At 69.3% G+C, this 17,750-nt stretch carries 15 protein-coding genes; 9 read left to right on the top strand and 6 right to left on the bottom strand.

The window, feature by feature from the left end:
- Position 1 precedes the first annotated feature (1 nt).
- The 6 genes from NS3_RS14320 (at position 2) to NS3_RS14295 (ending at position 7,359) form a co-directional block, all read left to right on the top strand.
- The gene (locus NS3_RS14320; RefSeq protein WP_084495528.1) at positions 2-2,230 is read left to right on the top strand and encodes a putative type IV secretion/conjugal transfer ATPase; all 2,229 of its coding nucleotides are present in this window, start codon (positions 2-4) and stop codon (positions 2,228-2,230) included.
- A gap of 16 nt (positions 2,231-2,246) precedes the next feature.
- Positions 2,247-2,552 (top strand): transposase, encoded by a 306-nt coding sequence (locus NS3_RS14315; protein ID WP_245649617.1) that lies wholly within the window; start codon positions 2,247-2,249, stop codon positions 2,550-2,552.
- A 61-nt stretch (positions 2,553-2,613) separates the two neighbouring features.
- Positions 2,614-4,266, top strand: a complete 1,653-nt coding sequence (locus NS3_RS14310) for a peptidoglycan DD-metalloendopeptidase family protein (protein ID WP_067859980.1) — start codon at positions 2,614-2,616, stop codon at positions 4,264-4,266.
- Between the two features lie 137 nt (positions 4,267-4,403).
- The gene (locus NS3_RS14305) at positions 4,404-4,919 is read left to right on the top strand and encodes a hypothetical protein (protein WP_245649616.1); all 516 of its coding nucleotides are present in this window, start codon (positions 4,404-4,406) and stop codon (positions 4,917-4,919) included.
- Between the two features lie 45 nt (positions 4,920-4,964).
- Complete coding sequence (locus NS3_RS14300; RefSeq protein ID WP_067859625.1) at positions 4,965-6,890, top strand: type IV secretory system conjugative DNA transfer family protein; 1,926 nt, start codon at positions 4,965-4,967, stop codon at positions 6,888-6,890.
- Positions 6,891-6,984: 94 nt separating this feature from the next.
- Positions 6,985-7,359 carry a DUF4913 domain-containing protein gene (locus NS3_RS14295; protein WP_067859620.1) on the top strand — a complete coding sequence of 125 codons (375 nt, stop codon included), beginning with the start codon at positions 6,985-6,987 and terminating at the stop codon, positions 7,357-7,359.
- Positions 7,360-7,455: 96 nt separating this feature from the next.
- Here the strand turns inward: NS3_RS14295 and NS3_RS14290 are convergent, their stop codons facing one another.
- Both NS3_RS14290 and NS3_RS14285 read right to left on the bottom strand, forming a co-directional pair.
- Positions 7,456-8,022 carry a hypothetical protein gene (locus NS3_RS14290; protein WP_067859617.1) on the bottom strand — a complete coding sequence of 189 codons (567 nt, stop codon included), beginning with the start codon at positions 8,020-8,022 and terminating at the stop codon, positions 7,456-7,458.
- Positions 8,023-8,150: 128 nt separating this feature from the next.
- Entirely contained in the window at positions 8,151-9,023 is an 873-nt protein-coding gene (locus NS3_RS14285) for a peptidylprolyl isomerase (RefSeq protein WP_067859614.1), read from the bottom strand.
- Between the two features lie 154 nt (positions 9,024-9,177).
- Here NS3_RS14285 and hisS point away from each other — a divergent pair, with 154 nt between their 5' ends.
- The 3 genes from hisS to NS3_RS14270 all read left to right on the top strand — a co-directional run bounded on the left by hisS (position 9,178) and on the right by NS3_RS14270 (position 12,446).
- Entirely contained in the window at positions 9,178-10,452 is a 1,275-nt protein-coding gene (gene hisS / locus NS3_RS14280) for a histidine--tRNA ligase (protein ID WP_067859609.1), read from the top strand.
- A 266-nt stretch (positions 10,453-10,718) separates the two neighbouring features.
- Positions 10,719-11,342 carry a hypothetical protein gene (locus NS3_RS14275; protein WP_245649615.1) on the top strand — a complete coding sequence of 208 codons (624 nt, stop codon included), beginning with the start codon at positions 10,719-10,721 and terminating at the stop codon, positions 11,340-11,342.
- Positions 11,343-11,438: 96 nt separating this feature from the next.
- Entirely contained in the window at positions 11,439-12,446 is a 1,008-nt protein-coding gene (locus NS3_RS14270) for a malate dehydrogenase (RefSeq protein ID WP_067859977.1), read from the top strand.
- 31 nt (positions 12,447-12,477) lie between these two features.
- Here the strand turns inward: NS3_RS14270 and NS3_RS14265 are convergent, their stop codons facing one another.
- The 4 genes from NS3_RS14265 to NS3_RS14250 all read right to left on the bottom strand — a co-directional run bounded on the left by NS3_RS14265 (position 12,478) and on the right by NS3_RS14250 (position 17,705).
- Positions 12,478-13,551, bottom strand: coding sequence for a 2-oxoacid:ferredoxin oxidoreductase subunit beta (locus NS3_RS14265; protein ID WP_067859974.1), 1,074 nt, complete (start codon positions 13,549-13,551; stop codon positions 12,478-12,480).
- A gap of 5 nt (positions 13,552-13,556) precedes the next feature.
- Positions 13,557-15,506 carry a 2-oxoacid:acceptor oxidoreductase subunit alpha gene (locus NS3_RS14260; RefSeq protein ID WP_067859603.1) on the bottom strand — a complete coding sequence of 650 codons (1,950 nt, stop codon included), beginning with the start codon at positions 15,504-15,506 and terminating at the stop codon, positions 13,557-13,559.
- 150 nt (positions 15,507-15,656) lie between these two features.
- Positions 15,657-16,673 (bottom strand): Rv2578c family radical SAM protein, encoded by a 1,017-nt coding sequence (locus tag NS3_RS14255; protein WP_067859600.1) that lies wholly within the window; start codon positions 16,671-16,673, stop codon positions 15,657-15,659.
- A 21-nt stretch (positions 16,674-16,694) separates the two neighbouring features.
- The gene (locus NS3_RS14250; protein ID WP_067859594.1) at positions 16,695-17,705 is read right to left on the bottom strand and encodes an NAD-dependent epimerase/dehydratase family protein; all 1,011 of its coding nucleotides are present in this window, start codon (positions 17,703-17,705) and stop codon (positions 16,695-16,697) included.
- Positions 17,706-17,750 lie beyond the last annotated feature (45 nt).

Genomic DNA, 17,750 nt, shown 5'->3' with positions numbered 1-17,750 from the left:
CATGGCACGCGAACACGAGCCACCCGTGAGGGAGCGCGCGACGACCGGGCACCGCGAGCGGCGCCCGGAACCGGACGAGCGCGAGCAGTGGGCGCGGCCGTACGACGACGAGGACCTCGGTCCACGCCGCAGGGAGGAGGGCGCGCGGCCGCGGCGGCCCGCGCCGAACCCGGCCCGCGGCTCCGGTCAGGACCGCGGCAGGGAACCGGTGCGCCGACCGCGCCCGGCCACCGACCGCGACGACCGGATTCCGGCCGAACGCAGGCTGGACGCGCAGCGCGGCAGAGGGACCGACGCGCGCCCGGCCAGGCCCGACCGGGAACGGGCGCCGCGCGGTGATCGCGTGCCACGCACCGAGAACGGACGTCCGGATCGTCCGGTGCGCGATCGCACCCGTACCCACGACCACGACCACGACCGCGACCGTGGCCGTGGCCGTGGCCGTGGCCGTGTCGATCACACCGCCGACCGCGCGATGGGCGCGCCCACCGACAAGGCCGCCCGCCGCGCGAAACAGAAGGCCGACAAGCGCAAACAGTCCGGCCCGCCGCTGCTCGACCCGGCGACCAGGGCCCGGCTGGAAGAGGTCAGCCGCGAGGGTTCCGGCCTGCGCGCGGCCTGGGCGACCTTCCGCGTCCACACCGACGACGTTCGCCGCCGCAACTACGCCGCGCGCGCCGAACAGACCATCGAGGACGGATTCGACCGCGCCACCGCGCCGCTCACCGACCGCGGTTACGCGGGCCCAGGCGGCGGCCGGGCGAACGTGGTCGGCAGGCCGGTCGAGTACCGGGCCACCACCGCCCAGGTCGCGGGCTTGTGGCCGTGGTCGGTCGGCGCCGGCGCGCCGCTGATCGGCACACCGCTGGGCTCGCATCTGCACACCGGCGCGCCGGTGTGCTTCGACCCGATGAACTGGTTCATGCGCGGCAGCTTCATCACCGCGCCCAGCCTGTTCGTGCTCGGCCTCAACGGTTTCGGCAAGTCTTCGCTGGTGCGCCGCATCGTGCTCGGCGGCATCGCCCAGGGCATCACGCCGCTGATCCTGGCCGACGTCAAACCCGACTACCGCAAGATGGTGGAATTGGTCGGCGGTCAGGTCATCGACCTCGGCTACGGCCACGGCAAGCTCAACCCGCTCGCCGCGGGCGTGCTCGGCGCGGTGGTGCCGCGCCTGGACGAATTCCCGGCGCTGCAACTGCAGGTGCTGCAGGACATCCGGGCCAGGCAGGTCACGCTGATCGCGGGCCTGGTCGAACTGGTGCGCGGCGCGCGGGTGCGCGACTACGAGGAGACGCTGATCTCCACCGCGCTGCGCATCCTCTACCAGCCGGGCAGCGGCTACGCCCCGGACAAGCCGCCGATCATGGAGAACCTGCTCGAGGTGATCGTTGCAGGCGGCGAGGAACTCATGCTCGACGCGGGCGCCGACGACCAGGCCGAATACCAGGTCGCCATCAAGGGTTTGCGCCGATCGCTGCGCGCGCTCACCCAGGGCCCGTTCGGCGCGATCTTCAACGGCCAGACCTCGGTGCCGATCGACACCGGCTCGGTGGCGGTCTGCATCGACGTCTCGCACATCCCCACCGGCGACAAGAAGCTCAAGGCCGCGGTCATGCTGGCCTGCTGGGCGGACGGTTTCGCCTCGGTGGAGGCCGCGCATGTGCTCGCCGATGCCGGTCTCGGTCCGCAGCGCTACTTCCAGGTGGTGATGGACGAGCTGTGGCAGGTGCTCGGCCTGGGCGATTTCATGGTCGACCGCGTCGACGAGCTGACCCGTCTGCAGCGCAGCATCGCGACCGCGCTGATCATGATCAGCCACACCATCAAGGACCTGCAGTCGCTGGGTACCGAGGCCGCGATCGCCAAGGCGCTCGGCTTCCTGGAACGCGCGCGGGCGAAGATCTTCGGTGCGCTACCCGCCGAAGAGGTCAGGCGGCTCGACAGCACCGTGCCGTTCACTGCCACCGAGGCCGACATGGTGACCGGCTGGTCGGCCCCGCAGGCGCTGACCGGTGAGGCGCTGCGACCGGGCCAGGTCCGGCCGACGCCGCCGGGTACCGGCAAGTTCCTGCTCAAGATCGGTGAGGATCGCCGTCCCGGTATTCCGTTCCAGATGGAGTTCACCGAGTCGGAGCGGGCCAGCGGTATCCACGACACCAACCAGCGCTTCAGCGAGTTCACCGAATCCGCCACGCGCAGCAGGCCTTCGAGCGGCAGCGTGGCATGAGGAGGAGAGCGCGTTGATGCCGCATCGTTCGTATCGCAGGGTGTCGCCGGAGGTGCGTCAGGCGGCGGTCGAGCAGGTCGTCGCCCTGACCGGCACCCTGCGCAGCGAGAGCGAGGCCTGCCGAACGGTCGCCGAACAGATCGGCGTGCACCCCAATTCGGTGCGCAACTGGGTGCGCGCCGCGCAGGGTCCGAGCGTGGAGCGCATGGACGTGATCGCGTTGCGGCGCAGAGTGGCTCTGCTGCAACAGCAATTGGCCGCCGCCGCCGAGATGAACCGGACGCTGGCGCGGACCCTCGACGAAGCCCGACGACGCCCGTGACCGCTCCCCGCGAGTCGACGAGCGACCGCGGCGCCTGCCCCGGCCGGCGGAGGTGGTCGCGATGAGTGTGAAGGGCGTGCTGTGGGGCGTCCTCGGCATGATCGTCGCGCTGATGGCGCTGGTGGTGGTCGTGGTGCTGCCCTCGGTCGAGGACCCGTGCGCGGACACCACACTGCTCGGCGCCGGTCGCACCGCACTGATCCCGCCGGGTGACCCCAGCGTCGCGCCCGCCGCGAATGCCGAAAGCGAGCCGACCGGCGCGGCAACGACCGCGACGGCGACTCAGGCGGCGGGCGCCGGAACCATCAGGCGCACGCTGCCGATGGCGATCGGCACCTTCTCGATCTCCGACGTCTTCGGCTCCCGCAACGGCGGTCACCGGGGCATCGACATGGCGGGAGCGGACGGCACGCCGATCTTCTCGGTCTCCGACGGCCGGGTGGTCGCGGCCGGGCCCGCCTCGGGTTTCGGCAACTGGATCGTGGTCGACTCGGTCGATGTCAACGGTCGGTCGTTTTCGGCCGTGTACGGGCACATGTGGGACCACGGGGTGCTGGTGCGCGTCGGGGACACCGTGCGTGCGGGGCAGCAGATCGGCGCGGTCGGTTCGGCGGGCGAATCGACGGGGCCGCACCTGCATTTCGAGATCGTGCCCGGCGGCCGGTTCACCGGTGGCCGCCACATCGACCCGATGCCCTGGCTCGACGGTGCGCCGACCCCCGATCTCGGCGGCGCGCAGTGGTACTCGGCAGACCCGCGGTGCAACCTCGGTTTCGGCAGTCCCGGCGGCGCGCTCGCGCCCGGCAAGGTGCCCGCCGACCTGGAGATCTGGTATCGCCGGGCCGGGTCGTTGTGCCCGCAGATCACCCCCTCGCTGCTGGCGGCGCAGGGCAGGCAGGAGTCCGGGTTCCGGCGCGGCCTGACCTCACCGGCGGGCGCGCAGGGCCTGGCGCAGTTCCTGCCGGGGACGGCGAGTTCCACCAATCCCGACGACGGACGTCCCTACGTCATCGACGCCGACGGCAACGGGGTCGCCAGCGTCTGGGACGACGGTGACGCGATCATCGGCCAGGGCCGCTACATGTGCGCCATCGCGGGCAAGATCACCCAGTGGCAACGCGAGGGCCGGGTGCAGGGCGATATCGCCTCGCTGACCCTGGCGGCCTACAACGCCGGTGAGGGCGCGGTGCTGGCCAGCGGCGGCATGCCGAATCAATATGCGGCGCACTATTTCGAGACCCGCCCCTACGTCGCGAACATCCTCGCCATGGAGCCGCAGTACCGCGCTCCCGGCTCGCTGGGCCGGTTCAGCCCGGAGGCGGGCGGAGGCTCCGCGCAGGTCCTGGAGGCGGCTCACGACTGGCTGGGTACCCCATACGTGTGGGGCGGCGGTGGACCGCAGGGGCCGAGCAACGGTGGGATGGACGGGCCGGGGCTGGTGGCCGCGGCGGTGTTCGCCGCGTCGGCGGGCGAGATCATCATGCCGCGCACCGCCGAGCAGCAATGGGAGTTCGGCGAAGAGATTCCGATGCGCAAGGCACAGCCGGGTGATCTGGTGTTCAGTTCCTTCGGCCCGCGCGGCCCCGCGCAGGTGGGCATCTACGCCGGCGACGGCCGGATGATCCAGTCCGCGCCCGCGGGCCGGTACACCGGCGCGGGCGGCGTGAGCGAGGTCGCGGTGCCGGGGGACGCACGGATGCGGAGGATCCTGTGAGCTTACGCGGAGCCGGGATGGCACGAGGGGTCGAGAAAGAACGACACGGCAGCGGAAAGGCGGTGTCGAGGCGGTCGTCGGGCCCGGTAGGGCGGCTAGCCTGGAAGCACGGACGATCCCGCGCGAAACTGGTGGTGATGCTCGTGGTGAGCACGGCGGTCTTCGCCGCGGCCTGCGGTTCGGGCGAGAGCTCCGAATCCGGCTCGGCGGGTGGGATTCCCACCACGACCCGGCTGCTGGAACAGGCGCCCGCGCCCGATCCGGTCACCCCGGAGGGTGTCGCGGTGACGGCCCTGCGTGAGATCTACACCTGGCGCCCGGCCGACGAAGCACACGGCGAGGCGTTGCGCCGAGCCCGGAAATGGCTGGGCCCCAGCCTGACCCGCATGCTCGACAGCTCGCCGGGCGAATCGCCGAATCCGTCGCTGCGCTGGGCGGAATGGGCGCGGGCGGGCGCGCGGGTCGAGGCGTTCACCTTCGCCTCCGGCGAGCGGCCGCCCGGCGAGAACGGCGGCGATGTCCAGCAGTTCAAGATCGGCATCGAACAGACCGTCGTCTATCCGGACGGGCGCACGGAGGCGTTGCCGGCCACGACCGTCATCGCCACGGTGGTGAACACCGCCGAAGGATGGCGGCTGGATGCGTTCGGCTGACCACAAGACAGGCATTACCCCGCAGGGCGATTCGAGGAGGCAGGGATGGCGAAGACGAAAAAGGTGACGGATCCGGCGGTACCCGGCCCCGACCTGGGCCTGATCGCCGTCTACGCCGGATTCGTGGTATTCGCGCTGCTGATGGTGGCATTGCATCTGGGCAACCAGTTGTCGAGTTCGCCGCAGGAGCTGCCGATCAACCCGATCGAGGTGACCGCGGGCATGGCGCGCGGGAAGTACACCTGGCCGTTCGCCTCGACGATGATCGTGCTGCTGGTGATCGCGACCGCGATCGCGTTCCTGTGGGGCCGCAAGCAGCGGGCGAAGCGGGCGTCGGTCGGTGTGCTTCCGGTGGACGCGAAGGCGCAGTACATGGGCAGCGGCGGCGCGGTCTACGCGCTGACCGAGGCCGGGGTGAAGGAGAAGGCCGCGCAGCTGGGGATCGAGCTGGGCTACAACGATGCTCCCGGCGTCCCGATCGGAGTGAGCGTGGCCGACGGCGTGATGCTCTACGGCTCCTACGAGGACCTGCACCTCGACATCTGGGGTCCGCGTCAGGGCAAGTCGACCTCGCGGGTGATCCCGGCCATCCTGGCCGCCATCGGCCCGGTGATCGCGACCTCCAACAAGCGTGACGTGGTGGACGCCACCCGCGACGTACGCGCGCAGAAGGGCAGCCCCACCTTCGTCTTCGATCCGCAGGGCGTCGCCGACGAGAGCCCGAGCTGGTACTGGAATCCGCTGGCCTGGGTCAACGCCGACCGGCCCGGCAAGGAGATGCGCGCCCAGCGACTGGCCGGGCATTTCGCCGACGCCGACGAGGGCGGCGAGGGCAAGAAGGACGACTTCTTCGATCCCGAGGCCGAAGACCTGTTGGCGGCGCTGTTCCTGGCCGCGGCGGTGGGCGACTATCCGATCGTGCAGGTGTGGGAATGGGTGACCAACTCCCAGGACACCGAGCCGATCGAATTGCTGCGCGGCTCGGCCCATCAGGCGATGGCCTCGGGTCTGGCCATGCAGTACAACGCCGATCCGCGCACCCGCAGCGGCATCTTCGGCACCGCCAAGAAGATGGTGCGCTCCCTGCAGCTGTCCAACATCCACGACTGGATCCTGCCCGGCTCCGATCCGGAGACCGGCAAGCCGCGCATGCAGTTCGACGAGTCCACGTTCATCGACAGGAACGGCACCCTCTACTCGCTCTCGCTGGAGGGCCGTGGTTCGGCCGCGCCACTGGTGAGCGCGCTGACCGAGGCCGTGGTCGATGTCGCCATGTACAAGGCGGCTCGTTCGCGCGGTGGGCGGCTGCCGATCCCGTTGCTCGCGGTGCTCGACGAGGCCGCCAATGTGGTGCGCTGGAAGGATCTGCCCAAGCAGTACAGCCACTTCGGCTCGCGCGGCATCGTGGTCATGACGGTTCTGCAGTCCTGGGCGCAGGGTGCGCGTTGCTGGGGCGATGCCGGTATGGCGGCGCTGTGGTCGGCGGCCAACGTCAAAGTCATCGGCAGCGGCATCGACGACATGAACTTCCTGCGCGACCGTTCCGAGGCGATCGGCGAGTACGACTCGATCTCGCAGTCGGTGTCGGAATCCAAGGGCGGCAAGAGTTATTCACGGTCGCTGTCGTCGTCGAAGACGCTCAGCGTCAACGCGTTGACGACGCTGCCGCGCGGGCGAGCGATCGTGTTCACCTCCGGTCAGCCCGCGGTGCTGGTGCGTACGGTGCCGTGGTGGGAGGGCGAATACGCGGCCGCGGTGAAGAAGTCGATCGATCAGCACGACCCGCAGACCAAGATCCGGATCAGCGCGGCGATCGGCTCACCCGCGCTGACGAAGAAATCCGGCCCGGAACCGTCCGGGCTCGCCCCCTCGCCGGACAAGCCCGAGCTGCGCAAGTCCGACGACGAGCCGATCGCGGAGCTGGATCCGGCGGATCCGCCCGCCGGTGAGATCGAGGCTCGGCCGCGGTGAACGGTTACGCAGCGGCCACGTCGGTGGTGGACATGTCGGTAAGTAACGGAGAAGAGGTGCTTCGGTGACCCATAACCTACCCCCCGGTCCTCCCATGGCCGGGAAGACCGTCTACAACACTGTCGTCGAATTCGTCGAGAACTATCTGAGCGTGGTCTACCGCCGTCAGGTCACCGACATCAGCGAAACCGTCTGGTGCCCCGAATGGTTCCGCCATGCCGAGGCCGCCGTTCGGCTGGACTCGCTGTGGCGCGCCTGGGAGCACCTGCGGCTGGACCCGGCGACGGGCATGAGCGTGTGGCTGCTCGATCACGCGGATCCGCACATGAGCAAGCTGTTCGATCCGCGCGGGCCGTTCAAGTACTGCAGCGTCCGCAACGGGCACAAGGACATGCTCAACCCGCTGCCGCTGCGTTCGCCCGCCCGCGGCCAGTTCGACAGCCCGGCGGCGGAGGACTTCCGGGTCTGATCTCGTCAGTACGAATGCCTATGTGACACAAGGGATGACGCAACGAGCGAGACCCGCCGGACATCCGGCGGGTCTCGCTCGTTGTTCGCGCTCGGCTCAGCCGCGGGTGCGTTCCAGTCCGCGCCCTTCCAGCTCCCTGCTGCGATTGGTCGACCTGGCCTCGGCGGTCTTGGCGCGGACCGCCTCCTCGGCGGGCAGACCCTGACCGACTTCCATCAGCATGCGGACCGCTGCCAGATCCGGTGCGACGCCCATCTTCTCCAGATGTGCGGCCACCGCGCTGCGCCGCTCGGCCGAGTCGTAGGTGAATTGCGGAAGCGACGGCCCGGACGATCCGGTCGCCGAGTCCGCGAGCGCACCGGCGGCGCCCGACATCATCGAGCCGACCGATTCCTTCTCCAGCGAAAGCCCCTTGACGGAGGTATTGGACTCGACCATCCGGGCGAGCTCCAGGTTACGAGGGTCCTTGGCCTTCGACTCGCGCTCCTCGCGCATCCGCAGCTCCTTGGCCTCCTTCATACGCGCTTCGGTGATCTTGACGCGTGCCTCGGCTTCCTTCTGGCCGCGCTCGCGGGTGCGCAGCGCGACCAGTGTCGCCAAGCTCAACATCGTCTTCATCACGGCCGCTGTTTCCTTGCCGATATCGTCCAATTCCTCGGACATGGCTGCTCCCCGATGCTGAAAGTGGTCGCTGTGGACGAACAGAGGTACTTCGAACAGTGGTACTGAGAAGAACCTGTGTATTTTTCGAGGTTACCCGAGAACTACCCACTACAGCCCGGTGAACCTGATCAGTCCAGGCTTACCGCCTGGATCGTTACCGGAGTGTTGGGCTTGCCGTCGCCGAGGCCGTTGGAGTCGTCCTGCCCGACCTCGGCGATCTTGTCCAGGGTGGCCAGGCTGGATTCGTCCACCGTGCCGAAGATGGTGTACTGCGGCGGCAGCTGGGAATCACCGTAGACGAGGAAGAACTGGCTGCCGTTGGTGCCCGCGCCCGCGTTGGCCATCGCCAGTACGCCGCGCTCGTAGCGGATCGGTTCCATCGAGGCCGGATCGCCCTCGGCGTACTGATCGGTGGGGTACTCGTTGGCGTACATGTAGCCGGGTCCGCCCTGACCGGTGGCGGTCGGGTCACCGCACTGCAGCACCTTCAGCGTGTCACCGGTGGTCATCCGGTGGCACTCGGTCTCGTCGAAGAAGCCCTGGGTTGCCAGGCTCACGAAACTGTTCACCGTGCAGGGGGACTCGGCGTTGTTCAGGGTCAGCCCCAGCGGTCCCAGGTTGGTATCCATGCTCACACTGACCCTGGCGTCTGCCCCGGTGGTCGGGATGCCCTCGGTACGGCTCGGCTTCTGCACCGGCTTCGCGCTGGGGGCGCCGTCGGTGTAGAGGCAGTTCACCGTTTCCGGCTTCGGCGCCGGATCCGGCGCGGGCGCCGCCGAGAACGACGACTCGGCGGCGTCGCCGGTGCTGTCGCTGCTGTCGCCGCCGTCGCCCTTGGTGAGGAAATACACCCCCGCGACGGCGCCGACCAGCACCACGACACCGAGCACCGATCCCGCGATCGTCAGTTGCTTCCGCTTACGCGCCCGCTCGGCCCGATTGGCCAGCTGACGCTCCAGCTTGCGCTTGGCCGCCGCTCGTCGCTGTTCGTTGCTCGGCACTACCACAATCCTCCCGTGTCGGCGTACGTCGAGGTAAGAGTGTGCCATCTCTTGCTGAGAGAGAGATCATGTCGCCCGTTCTGCCACCGCGTACCCGGGGAAAGGGGGTAACCGGTTGGACTTGTCGGGGCGCGGTGGGGAAAACTGGAACATCGTGACCAAGACCAGCAGCTTCTCCGCCCCGAAGGGGGTACCGGACTACGTGCCCCCCGGCTCGGCCGAGTTCGTCGCCGTGCGCGACGGCCTTCTGCGGGCCGCGCGACTGGCCGGGTACGGGCATATCGAGCTGCCGATCTTCGAGGACACCGGACTGTTCGCCCGCGGCGTCGGCGAGTCCACCGACGTCGTCACCAAGGAGATGTACACCTTCGCCGACCGCGGCGATCGTAGCGTGACGCTGCGCCCCGAGGGCACCGCCGGTGTCATGCGCGCGGTCATCGAGCACGGTCTCGACCGCGGCCAGCTGCCGGTGAAGCTGGCCTACTCCGGCCCGTTCTTCCGCTACGAGCGCCCGCAGGCCGGTCGTTACCGGCAGTTGCAGCAGGTCGGCGTGGAGGCCATCGGCATCGACGACCCGGCGCTGGACGCCGAAGTGATCGCTGTGGCCGACGCGGGCTTCCGCTCGCTCGGCCTGGAGGGTTTCCGGCTGGAACTCACCTCGCTGGGCGACGACACCTGCCGTCCGCAGTACCGGGAACTGCTGCAGGAGTTCCTCCTCGAGCTCCCGCTCGACGAGGAGACCCGCCGCCGCGCCCAGCTCAACCCGCTGCGCGTGCTCGACGACAAGCGCCCGCAGGTGCGCGACATGACCGCCGCCGCGCCGCTGATGATCGACCACCTCTCCGAATCGGCCAAGGCCCACTTCGAGCAGGTGCTCGGCCACCTCGACGCGCTCGGCGTGCCCTACGTGGTGAACCCGCGCATGGTCCGCGGCCTGGACTACTACACCAAGACCACCTTCGAGTTCGTGCACGACGGTCTCGGCGCGCAGTCGGGCATCGGTGGTGGCGGGCGCTACGACGGGCTGATGGCCGAGCTCGGCGGGCAGCCGCTGTCGGGCATCGGTTTCGGCCTCGGCGTGGACCGCACCATGCTGGCGTTGCAGGCCGAGGGCAAGTCGGCGGGCAGTCCCGCGCGTTGCGAGGTCTTCGGTGTGCCGATGGGAGAGGCCGCCAAACAGCGTCTGGTGGTGCTGGCCGCGCAGCTTCGGGCGGGCGGTATCCGGGTCGACCTGGCCTACGGCGGGCGTGGGGTGAAGGGGGCCATGAAGGCCGCCGATCGCTCGGGCGCCCGGTTCACCCTGGTGCTGGGCGAGCGCGAGCTGGCCGAGGATTCCATCGTCGTCAAGGACATGGGCACCGGCGATCAGCGGCAGGTGGCGCTGCCCGACCTCGTCGAGGTGCTGCGCACCGAGTTGTCCGGATCGTGAGGGCCCGCCGGATCTCGATCCGGTGACCGTCGGTCGGCGCCCGGACAACAGAGGTACCGTTGTTTCGCACTTCGGGTACGCCGGTACGCCCCGCGACCGGTGCGGCGGCTGCGCCCGCCCGGACGCAGTCGCTCGCGTCCCGGCGCGGCGACCGTCCGTCCCGGTCGAGTGGTGACGCCGTGCGCCGGGTGTGTGGACGTCGTGAACCCCGGCGTCGCGGTATGTGCTCGAAGAGGTGACCAGTGGACCCGAACGCCGATCGGCCCGTGACGGAACAGCCGGTGGGGCTCGATCTGGTGGCCCCGGAGACCTACACGCCCATGCTGCGCAAGCTCGCGCTGGCGGCGGTGGGCGTCGGCGTCGGCGCGGGGTTCATCGCCGCGATCTTCGTCTCCTGGCCGGTCGCGCTGGGCGTCGGCCTCGTCGTCGGCGTGCCCACCGTCTGTTCCGCGCTGGCACTGGGCCGCCGCCGGATCTGGTTGACCGGCACCACCGTGCACGCGCGCCGGTTCCTCGGTACGCAGCGGATCGAGGTGGCCTCGGCGGACAGGGTGGAACTGATCGTATATCCGGGCCGGTTGAGCCGTGTCGCGTTGCGCCTGACCGGAGGCGGTCGCATCCAGATCGTCCCGCTGGCCATGTACACCGATTCCGGCAGCGGACGGGAACTGCACCTGCTCGGTCTGCGCAAGCTCGCCGACGCACTGGCCGCCGGTAGTTCCGTGACCGCCGTCGCGGTGTCGGACCTGCTCGTGCAGCAGTTGCGCGCCGAGGCCAGGGACGCCGGCCTCGAGGAGCGTCCGCTGTATCGCGCGGCGCGGACCGTCCGGGCGAAGGACTACGTCTCACCGATCGTGCTCACCGATCGCGAGGTCGCCGGACTCCTCTGAACCCGCGGGCTGTTCCGTAGCTCACCACCCGGACTCGGCGGTGGTGAGAATCGCTAGGGTAGGCAGCGAGAAACAGTCGACCCCCGAGGAGTTGTGGTGAGTGCCGCCGACCGGAACACCCCCGTGACCGTCACCGTGACCGGTGCGGCCGGGCAGATCGCCTACGGCCTGTTGTTCCGTATCGCGTCCGGGGCGATGCTCGGCCCGGACACCCCGGTTCGCCTGCGGCTGCTCGAGATCCCGGCGGCCGTCGGCTCGCTGGAGGGCGTGGCGATGGAACTCGAGGACGGCGCGTTCCCGTTGCTGGACTCGATCGACATCAGCGACGATCCGTGGATCGGGTTCTCGGGCGCAAACATCGCCCTGCTGGTCGGGGCGCGTCCGCGCACGGCGGGGATGGAGCGTTCGGATCTCCTGGCCGCCAACGGGCCGATCTTCACCGATCAGGGCCAGGCCGTCAATGCCAGCGCCGCCGACGATGTGAAGGTTCTCGTCGTCGGCAATCCCGCCAACACCAATGCTTTCATCGCCGCGAGCAACGCCCCGGACGTGCCCGCCGACCGGTTCACCGCCATGACCCGCCTGGACCACAATCGGGCCATCGCCCAGCTGGCGAAGAAGACCGGCGTGCCCGGCGCCGACATCCACCGAGTCGCGGTGTGGGGCAACCATTCCGCCACCCAATATCCCGACATCACGCACGCCACCGTCGCGGGCAGGCCAGCCCTGGAACTGGTCGACCGGCAATGGCTCGGTGAGGAGTTCATCCCCACCGTGCAGCAGCGTGGGACCGCCATCATCCAGGCCAGGGGCGCGTCCTCGGCGGCGAGCGCGGCGAGTGCGGCCATCGACCACATCCACGACTGGGTGCTCGGCACCCCGGAAGGCGAGTGGACCTCGATGGCGGTGCCCTCGGACGGCTCCTACGGCGTGCCGGAGGGCTTGATCAGCTCGTTCCCGGTGACCTGCGCCGACGGCCGCTACACCATCGTCGACGGCCTGCGGATCGACGAATTCTCCCGCGAGCGGATCGACGCCTCGGTCGCCGAGCTGACGGCCGAACGCGACGCCGTCATCGGTCTCGGCTTCGCCAAGAAGGACTGACCCCAGGGGTTCGGGGGTGCTGCCCGGGCCTTCAGCCCACCGTCCAGGTCTCCGGTCCGTTCAGCAGTCGTTGCAGCGAATCCGGTTGCAGTGGTGCGCGTTCGGCCGCCTCGGCGTTCTGTGCGCGCACCCCGTCGTCGTAGGTCGGGCGTGCGACGCTGCGGAAGACTCCGGTGACCACGTGCGTGAGTTCCTGATCGCCGAGCCGCGACAGCGCGTAGGCGTACTCGGGGTCGTCGGTCTCGGCGTCGTGCACCACGATGTCGGTGGCCTCGACCTCGGCTGTCCGCGCCACCGCCAGCCCGAAACCGCTTCGCACGACCGCGAATTCACCGTCCGTGCCGAAGACGATCGGTTGCCCGTGGCGCAGCGGGACGAGATGGTCGGCGGCATTGTCGCGGCGCAGCGCGTCGAAGGAGCCGTCGTTGAAGATCGGGCAGTCCTGCAGGATCTCCACGAACGAGGTGCCGCGATGGGTGGCCGCGGCGCGCAACACCTCCGTCAGGCCCTGTCGGTCGGAGTCGAGGGCCCGTGCGGCGAAGGTGGCCTCCGCGCCCAGCGCGACCGACAGGGTGTTGAACGGGTGATCCACCGACCCCAGCGGCGTCGACTTGGTGATCTTCCCCTGTTCGGACGTCGGCGAGTACTGGCCCTTGGTGAGCCCGTAGATGCGATTGTTGAACAGCAGGATCGTCATGTTGACGTTGCGGCGCAGCGCGTGGATCAGATGATTGCCGCCGATGGAGAGCGCGTCGCCGTCGCCGGTCACCACCCACACCGACAGATCCGGCCTGGTCACCGCGAGCCCGGTCGCGATGGCGGGCGCGCGACCGTGGATCGAGTGGATGCCATAGGCGTCCAGGTAATAGGGGAAGCGGCTCGAGCAACCGATTCCGGAGACGAACATCAGGTTCTCCCTGCGCAACCCGAGTTCGGCGAGGAATCCGCGCACGGTGGCGAGGATGACGTAGTCGCCGCAGCCCGGGCACCAGCGCACCTCCTGGTCGGAGGTGAAGTCCTTGACCTTCTGCGGCGCGTCGGCGGCGGGCACCCCCGAGACGCCGGTCAGTCCCAGGTCGGTGCGCGGCGATGGCGAGGGTTCCATGATGGTCACCGGTCACTCCTGCGGTAGCTCGCCCGCGCACGGGCGGTGAAGGCCTTGTTCTGTTCCATCTCCTCGAGCGACCCGTCGAGCGCGGCGTCGATGACGCCGACCAACTCGCTCGCCGAGAACGCGGTGCCTGCGATCTTCGTCCACGGCCGCACGTCCACCAGATACTTAGCGCGCAGCAGCATGGCCAGCTGGCCGCCGTTCATCTCCGGCGCCACCACCGTGCGATAGCGCCGCAGCACCTCGCCCAGGTTCGCGGGCAGCGGGTGGAGGTGGCGCAGATGCGCCTGGGCGACCGGCACGCCCCGTCGCCGCGCTCGCCTGCACGCCTCGCCGATCGGGCCGTAGGAGCTGCCCCAGCCGATGAGCAGCAGTTCCGCACGCCCGTCCGGATCGTCGACGGTCACCTCCGGGACCGCGATGCCGTCGATCTTCGCCTGACGCAGGCGCACCATCAGTTCGTGGTTGGCCGGGTCGTAGGAGATGTCCCCGCTGCCGTCGGCCTTCTCCAGTCCGCCGATCCGATGCGCCCGCCCCTTGGTGCCGGGCACGGCCAGCGGCCTGGCCAGTGTCTCCGGATCACGCGCGTAGGGCTGGAAGGCGGAGTCGTCGTCGGCGGGTGGCTCGAAGGCCGGATCTATGGGTTCGAGCGCGGCCACGTCGGGGATGGACCACGGTTCCGAGCCGTTGGCGATCGAGCCGTCGGAGAGCAGGAGCACCGGGGTGCGGTAGGTCAGCGCGATCCTGGCCGCCTCCACCGCCGTGGCGAAACAGTCGGCGGGTGAGCGGGGGGCGAGCACCGCTATCGGGGACTCGCCGTTGCGCCCGTGCAACGCCTGTAACAGATCGGCCTGCTCGGTCTTGGTCGGCAGACCGGTCGAGGGTCCGCCGCGCTGGACGTCGATGATCACCAGCGGCAGTTCGGTCATGACCGCCAGGCCGATGGTCTCGCTCTTCAATGCCAGCCCGGGACCGGAGGTGCTGGTCACCCCGAGCGAGCCGCCGAGCGCCGCACCGAGCGCCGCGCCTACTGCGGCGATCTCGTCCTCGGCCTGGAAGGTGGTCACGCCGAAATGCTTGTGCTTGCTCAGTTCGTGCAAGATGTCCGAGGCCGGGGTGATCGGATACGTGCCGAGGAACACCGGCAGCCCGGACAGCCGGCCTGCGGTGATCAGCCCGTAGGCCAGGGCGGTATTGCCGGTGATCTGGCGGTAGGTACCCGGCGGCAGGGTGGCCGGCGCGATCTCGTAGGTGGTCGCGAACGTCTCGGTCGTCTCGCCGTAGTTCCAGCCTGCTCGGAAGGCCAGCAGATTCGCCTCGGCGATGGTGGGCGCGCCGGCGAACTTCTCGCGCAGAAAGCGTTCGGTGCCGCCGAGCGGACGGCCGTACATCCACGACAGCAGGCCGAGCGCGAACATGTTCTTCGCGCGTTGGCCGTCCTTCTTACCGACGCCCGCCGGCTCGGCGGCGGCCAAGGTCAGCGAGGTCATCGGCACCTGGTGGACCACGAAATCGGCCAGCGTGTCGTCGGTCAGCGGATCGGTGGAGTACCCGACCTTCGTCAGCGTGCGCTTGGTGAACTCGTCGGTGTTGACGATGACCGTGCCGCCCCGGGGCAGATCCTCCAGGTTGGCCTTCAACGCCGCCGGATTCATCGCGACCAGGACGTCGGGCTGATCGCCCGCGGTGAGCACGTCGTAGTCGGCGATCTGGATCTGGAAAGAGGAGACGCCGGGTAGCGTGCCCTGTGGCGCGCGGATTTCCGCGGGGAAGTTGGGCTGGGTGGCCAGATCGTTGCCGAAAGCGGCGGCCTCATGGGTGAAACGGTCGCCGGTCAGCTGCATGCCGTCGCCGGAGTCACCGGCGAAGCGGATCACGACCTGCTCCAATTTCGCGGTCGCCGTGCGGGATCCGGAATCCTGGCGGCGATCGATATCGTGCGGATCCATATGCCTGCTTCACTTCCTCGTCACAGGAGAAGTCGCGTGAGAAGGTGCCTCTCGCCAACCTACTCCGAGGAGGCTGTCCGAGGCGGCAAAGTGAATTCTGCGTCCTGAATACGGCCCTTACGCGGCCATCGAGCGGCGCGGCGGCGGGGGTCAGGCGAACAGCGCCAGTTGCGGGTCCGTGACGTGCGGCGAAGCGGCCGCGGGTGCCGTGGGTTCGGCGGGCGGCCTGATCAGGCCGTGGTGCTCGAGCAGGGGAGTGGTGCGCTCGCGCAGCCAGCCCGCGTACTCCGGGCTGACGTACGCGCCCCGCCCGTACAGCTGCCGGTAACGGCGCAGCAACGCCGGATGAGCTTCGGCCAGCCAGCCCAGGAACCAGCCGCGCGTGCTGCCGCGCAGATGCATCGGGATGGTGATCGCCGAGGCCGCGCCCGCCGCCGCGATCGCGCGGAACAATTCGTCGAGGTGGGTCTTGCTGTCGGTGAGATACGGAATGATCGGCGCGACCATGACGTTCACCGCGAAACCGGCCTCGGTCAACGCGCTCACCAAGTCCAGGCGCGCTCTCGGCGACGGCGTGCCCGGCTCGATCTGCTGGTGCAGTTCGGAATCGAGGATGGCGATCGACACCGCGAGTCGCACGTCCACCTCACGAGCGGCGAGAGTGAGCAGCGGCAGATCTCTCCGCAGCAGCGTGCCCTTGGTGAGAATGGAGAACGGCGTCCCCGAATCGGTCAGCGCGCGAATGATGCCGGGCATCAATCGGTATCGCCCCTCGGCGCGCTGATACGGATCGGTGTTGGTGCCCAGCGCGACGGGCTCGCGATGCCAGGAACGTTTGCCGAGCTCCCGGCGCAGGACTGCCGCCACGTTCGTCTTCACCACGATCTCGGCGTCGAAATCGCGGCCCGCGTCCAGATCCAGGTACTCGTGGGTGGGGCGGGCGAAGCAGTAGCGGCAGGCGTGCGAGCATCCGCGCATCGGGTTGACCGTCCAGCGGAACGGCAGGCCGCTCTCCTCGGGCACTCGATTCAGCGCGCTCTTGCAGAGCACTTCGTGGAAGGTGATGCCCTCGAACTCCGGGGTGGTCACGGTGCGGACGAACTCTGCTCGGCTCAGGCCGGGCAGAGCGCCGTCGTCGGCGTCCAGTATCTGGTTCTGCCACCGCACCAGGACAGTCGAACACGCGTTCTAGGGAGTGTCAAGCGGTGCCCGCGCGTCGGACGCCTCCACGCTCGCCGGATCGTCGAAGAAGGCGACCAGGTCGCGCACCGTTTCCTCGGTCGGGCGCGGCTGGTAGCCGAGTTCGGTGGCGGCCTTGCTGTGGTCGACCGTCGGTGCGGAGATCAGCGCGCCGAGCGCGGCCTTGGACAGGATGTCGGTGCCGAGCATCTTGCCGATCGGTTCCAGCACCGGGATCAGCCTGCCGACCAGCTTCGGGGAAATGGTGAAGCGGGGTCCGCGCTTCCCGTGCTGCCGGGCGGCCATCGCGCACACCTCGGTCATCGAAATCATCGCGCCGCCGAGCAGGTAGTTCTCCCCGGTGCGGCCCTTCTCGCCCGCCAGGATCAGGCCCTCGGCCACATCGCGCACATCGACCAGATCGAAGCCGCCGTCGACCATCGCCGGCAGCCTGCCCTTCGCGGCGTCGCGCAGCGAGCGGTTGATGCGCGAGAGTGGCACGCTGTGATCGACGGGGCCGAACACCCCGGTGGGGTTGCACAGCACCGCGTCCAGGCCCTTGTTGATCACCTCGCGCAGGGCGACCTCGCCCGCCCACTTCGATCGGTCGTAGACCGGAAGGCCGGGATCGGTCGATCGCGCCGAGGTCTCGTCGATGTGCCCGCCGCAGCTGTACTGGTCGAAGGCGTGGATGGAGCTGGCATGCACCATGCGCCGCGCGCCCACCGCCAGCGCCGCCTCGGCGACCACCCGCACGCCCTCGGTGTTGACCCGCCAGGCCAGATCGTTGCGATCTGCCAGGGTGATGACCGCGACGAGGTGATAGACGATCTCGGCGCCGTCGAGCGCCGCGCGCATCGAAGCGGGATCGAGCACATCGCCTTCGACCCAGGTCACGCCCGGTCGAGCGCGGTCGGGGACCGCGCGGTCGACGGCGATCACCTCGTGCCCGCGGGCGGTGAGCAGTCGAAGCAGATTCGTGCCAAGGTAGCCGGCTGCGCCGGTCACTGCGACCTTCATGAGACCGAGAATATAGAACTTGTTCTAATTTGCAACACGTTCTAG

The organism is Nocardia shimofusensis NBRC 100134 (assembly GCF_001613125.1).
Lineage (GTDB): Bacteria > Actinomycetota > Actinomycetes > Mycobacteriales > Mycobacteriaceae > Nocardia > Nocardia shimofusensis.
Note: the sequence above shows the minus strand (reverse complement) of the source record. Positions and strands in the feature narration are given on the sequence as shown.

Bases quoted from the DNA above. Each gene is read 5' to 3' on its own strand.
- NS3_RS14320 (WP_084495528.1), top strand. From the start codon at position 2: ATGGCACGCGAACACGAGCCACCCGTGAGGGAGCGCGCGACGACCGGG.
- NS3_RS14315 (WP_245649617.1), top strand. From the start codon at position 2,247: ATGCCGCATCGTTCGTATCGCAGGGTGTCGCCGGAGGTGCGTCAGGCG.
- NS3_RS14310 (WP_067859980.1), top strand. From the start codon at position 2,614: ATGAGTGTGAAGGGCGTGCTGTGGGGCGTCCTCGGCATGATCGTCGCG.
- NS3_RS14305 (WP_245649616.1), top strand. From the start codon at position 4,404: ATGCTCGTGGTGAGCACGGCGGTCTTCGCCGCGGCCTGCGGTTCGGGC.
- NS3_RS14300 (WP_067859625.1), top strand. From the start codon at position 4,965: ATGGCGAAGACGAAAAAGGTGACGGATCCGGCGGTACCCGGCCCCGAC.
- NS3_RS14295 (WP_067859620.1), top strand. From the start codon at position 6,985: ATGGCCGGGAAGACCGTCTACAACACTGTCGTCGAATTCGTCGAGAAC.
- NS3_RS14290 (WP_067859617.1), bottom strand. From the start codon at position 8,022: ATGTCCGAGGAATTGGACGATATCGGCAAGGAAACAGCGGCCGTGATG.
- NS3_RS14265 (WP_067859974.1), bottom strand. From the start codon at position 13,551: ATGGAACCCTCGCCATCGCCGCGCACCGACCTGGGACTGACCGGCGTC.
- NS3_RS14260 (WP_067859603.1), bottom strand. From the start codon at position 15,506: ATGGATCCGCACGATATCGATCGCCGCCAGGATTCCGGATCCCGCACG.
- NS3_RS14250 (WP_067859594.1), bottom strand. From the start codon at position 17,705: ATGAAGGTCGCAGTGACCGGCGCAGCCGGCTACCTTGGCACGAATCTG.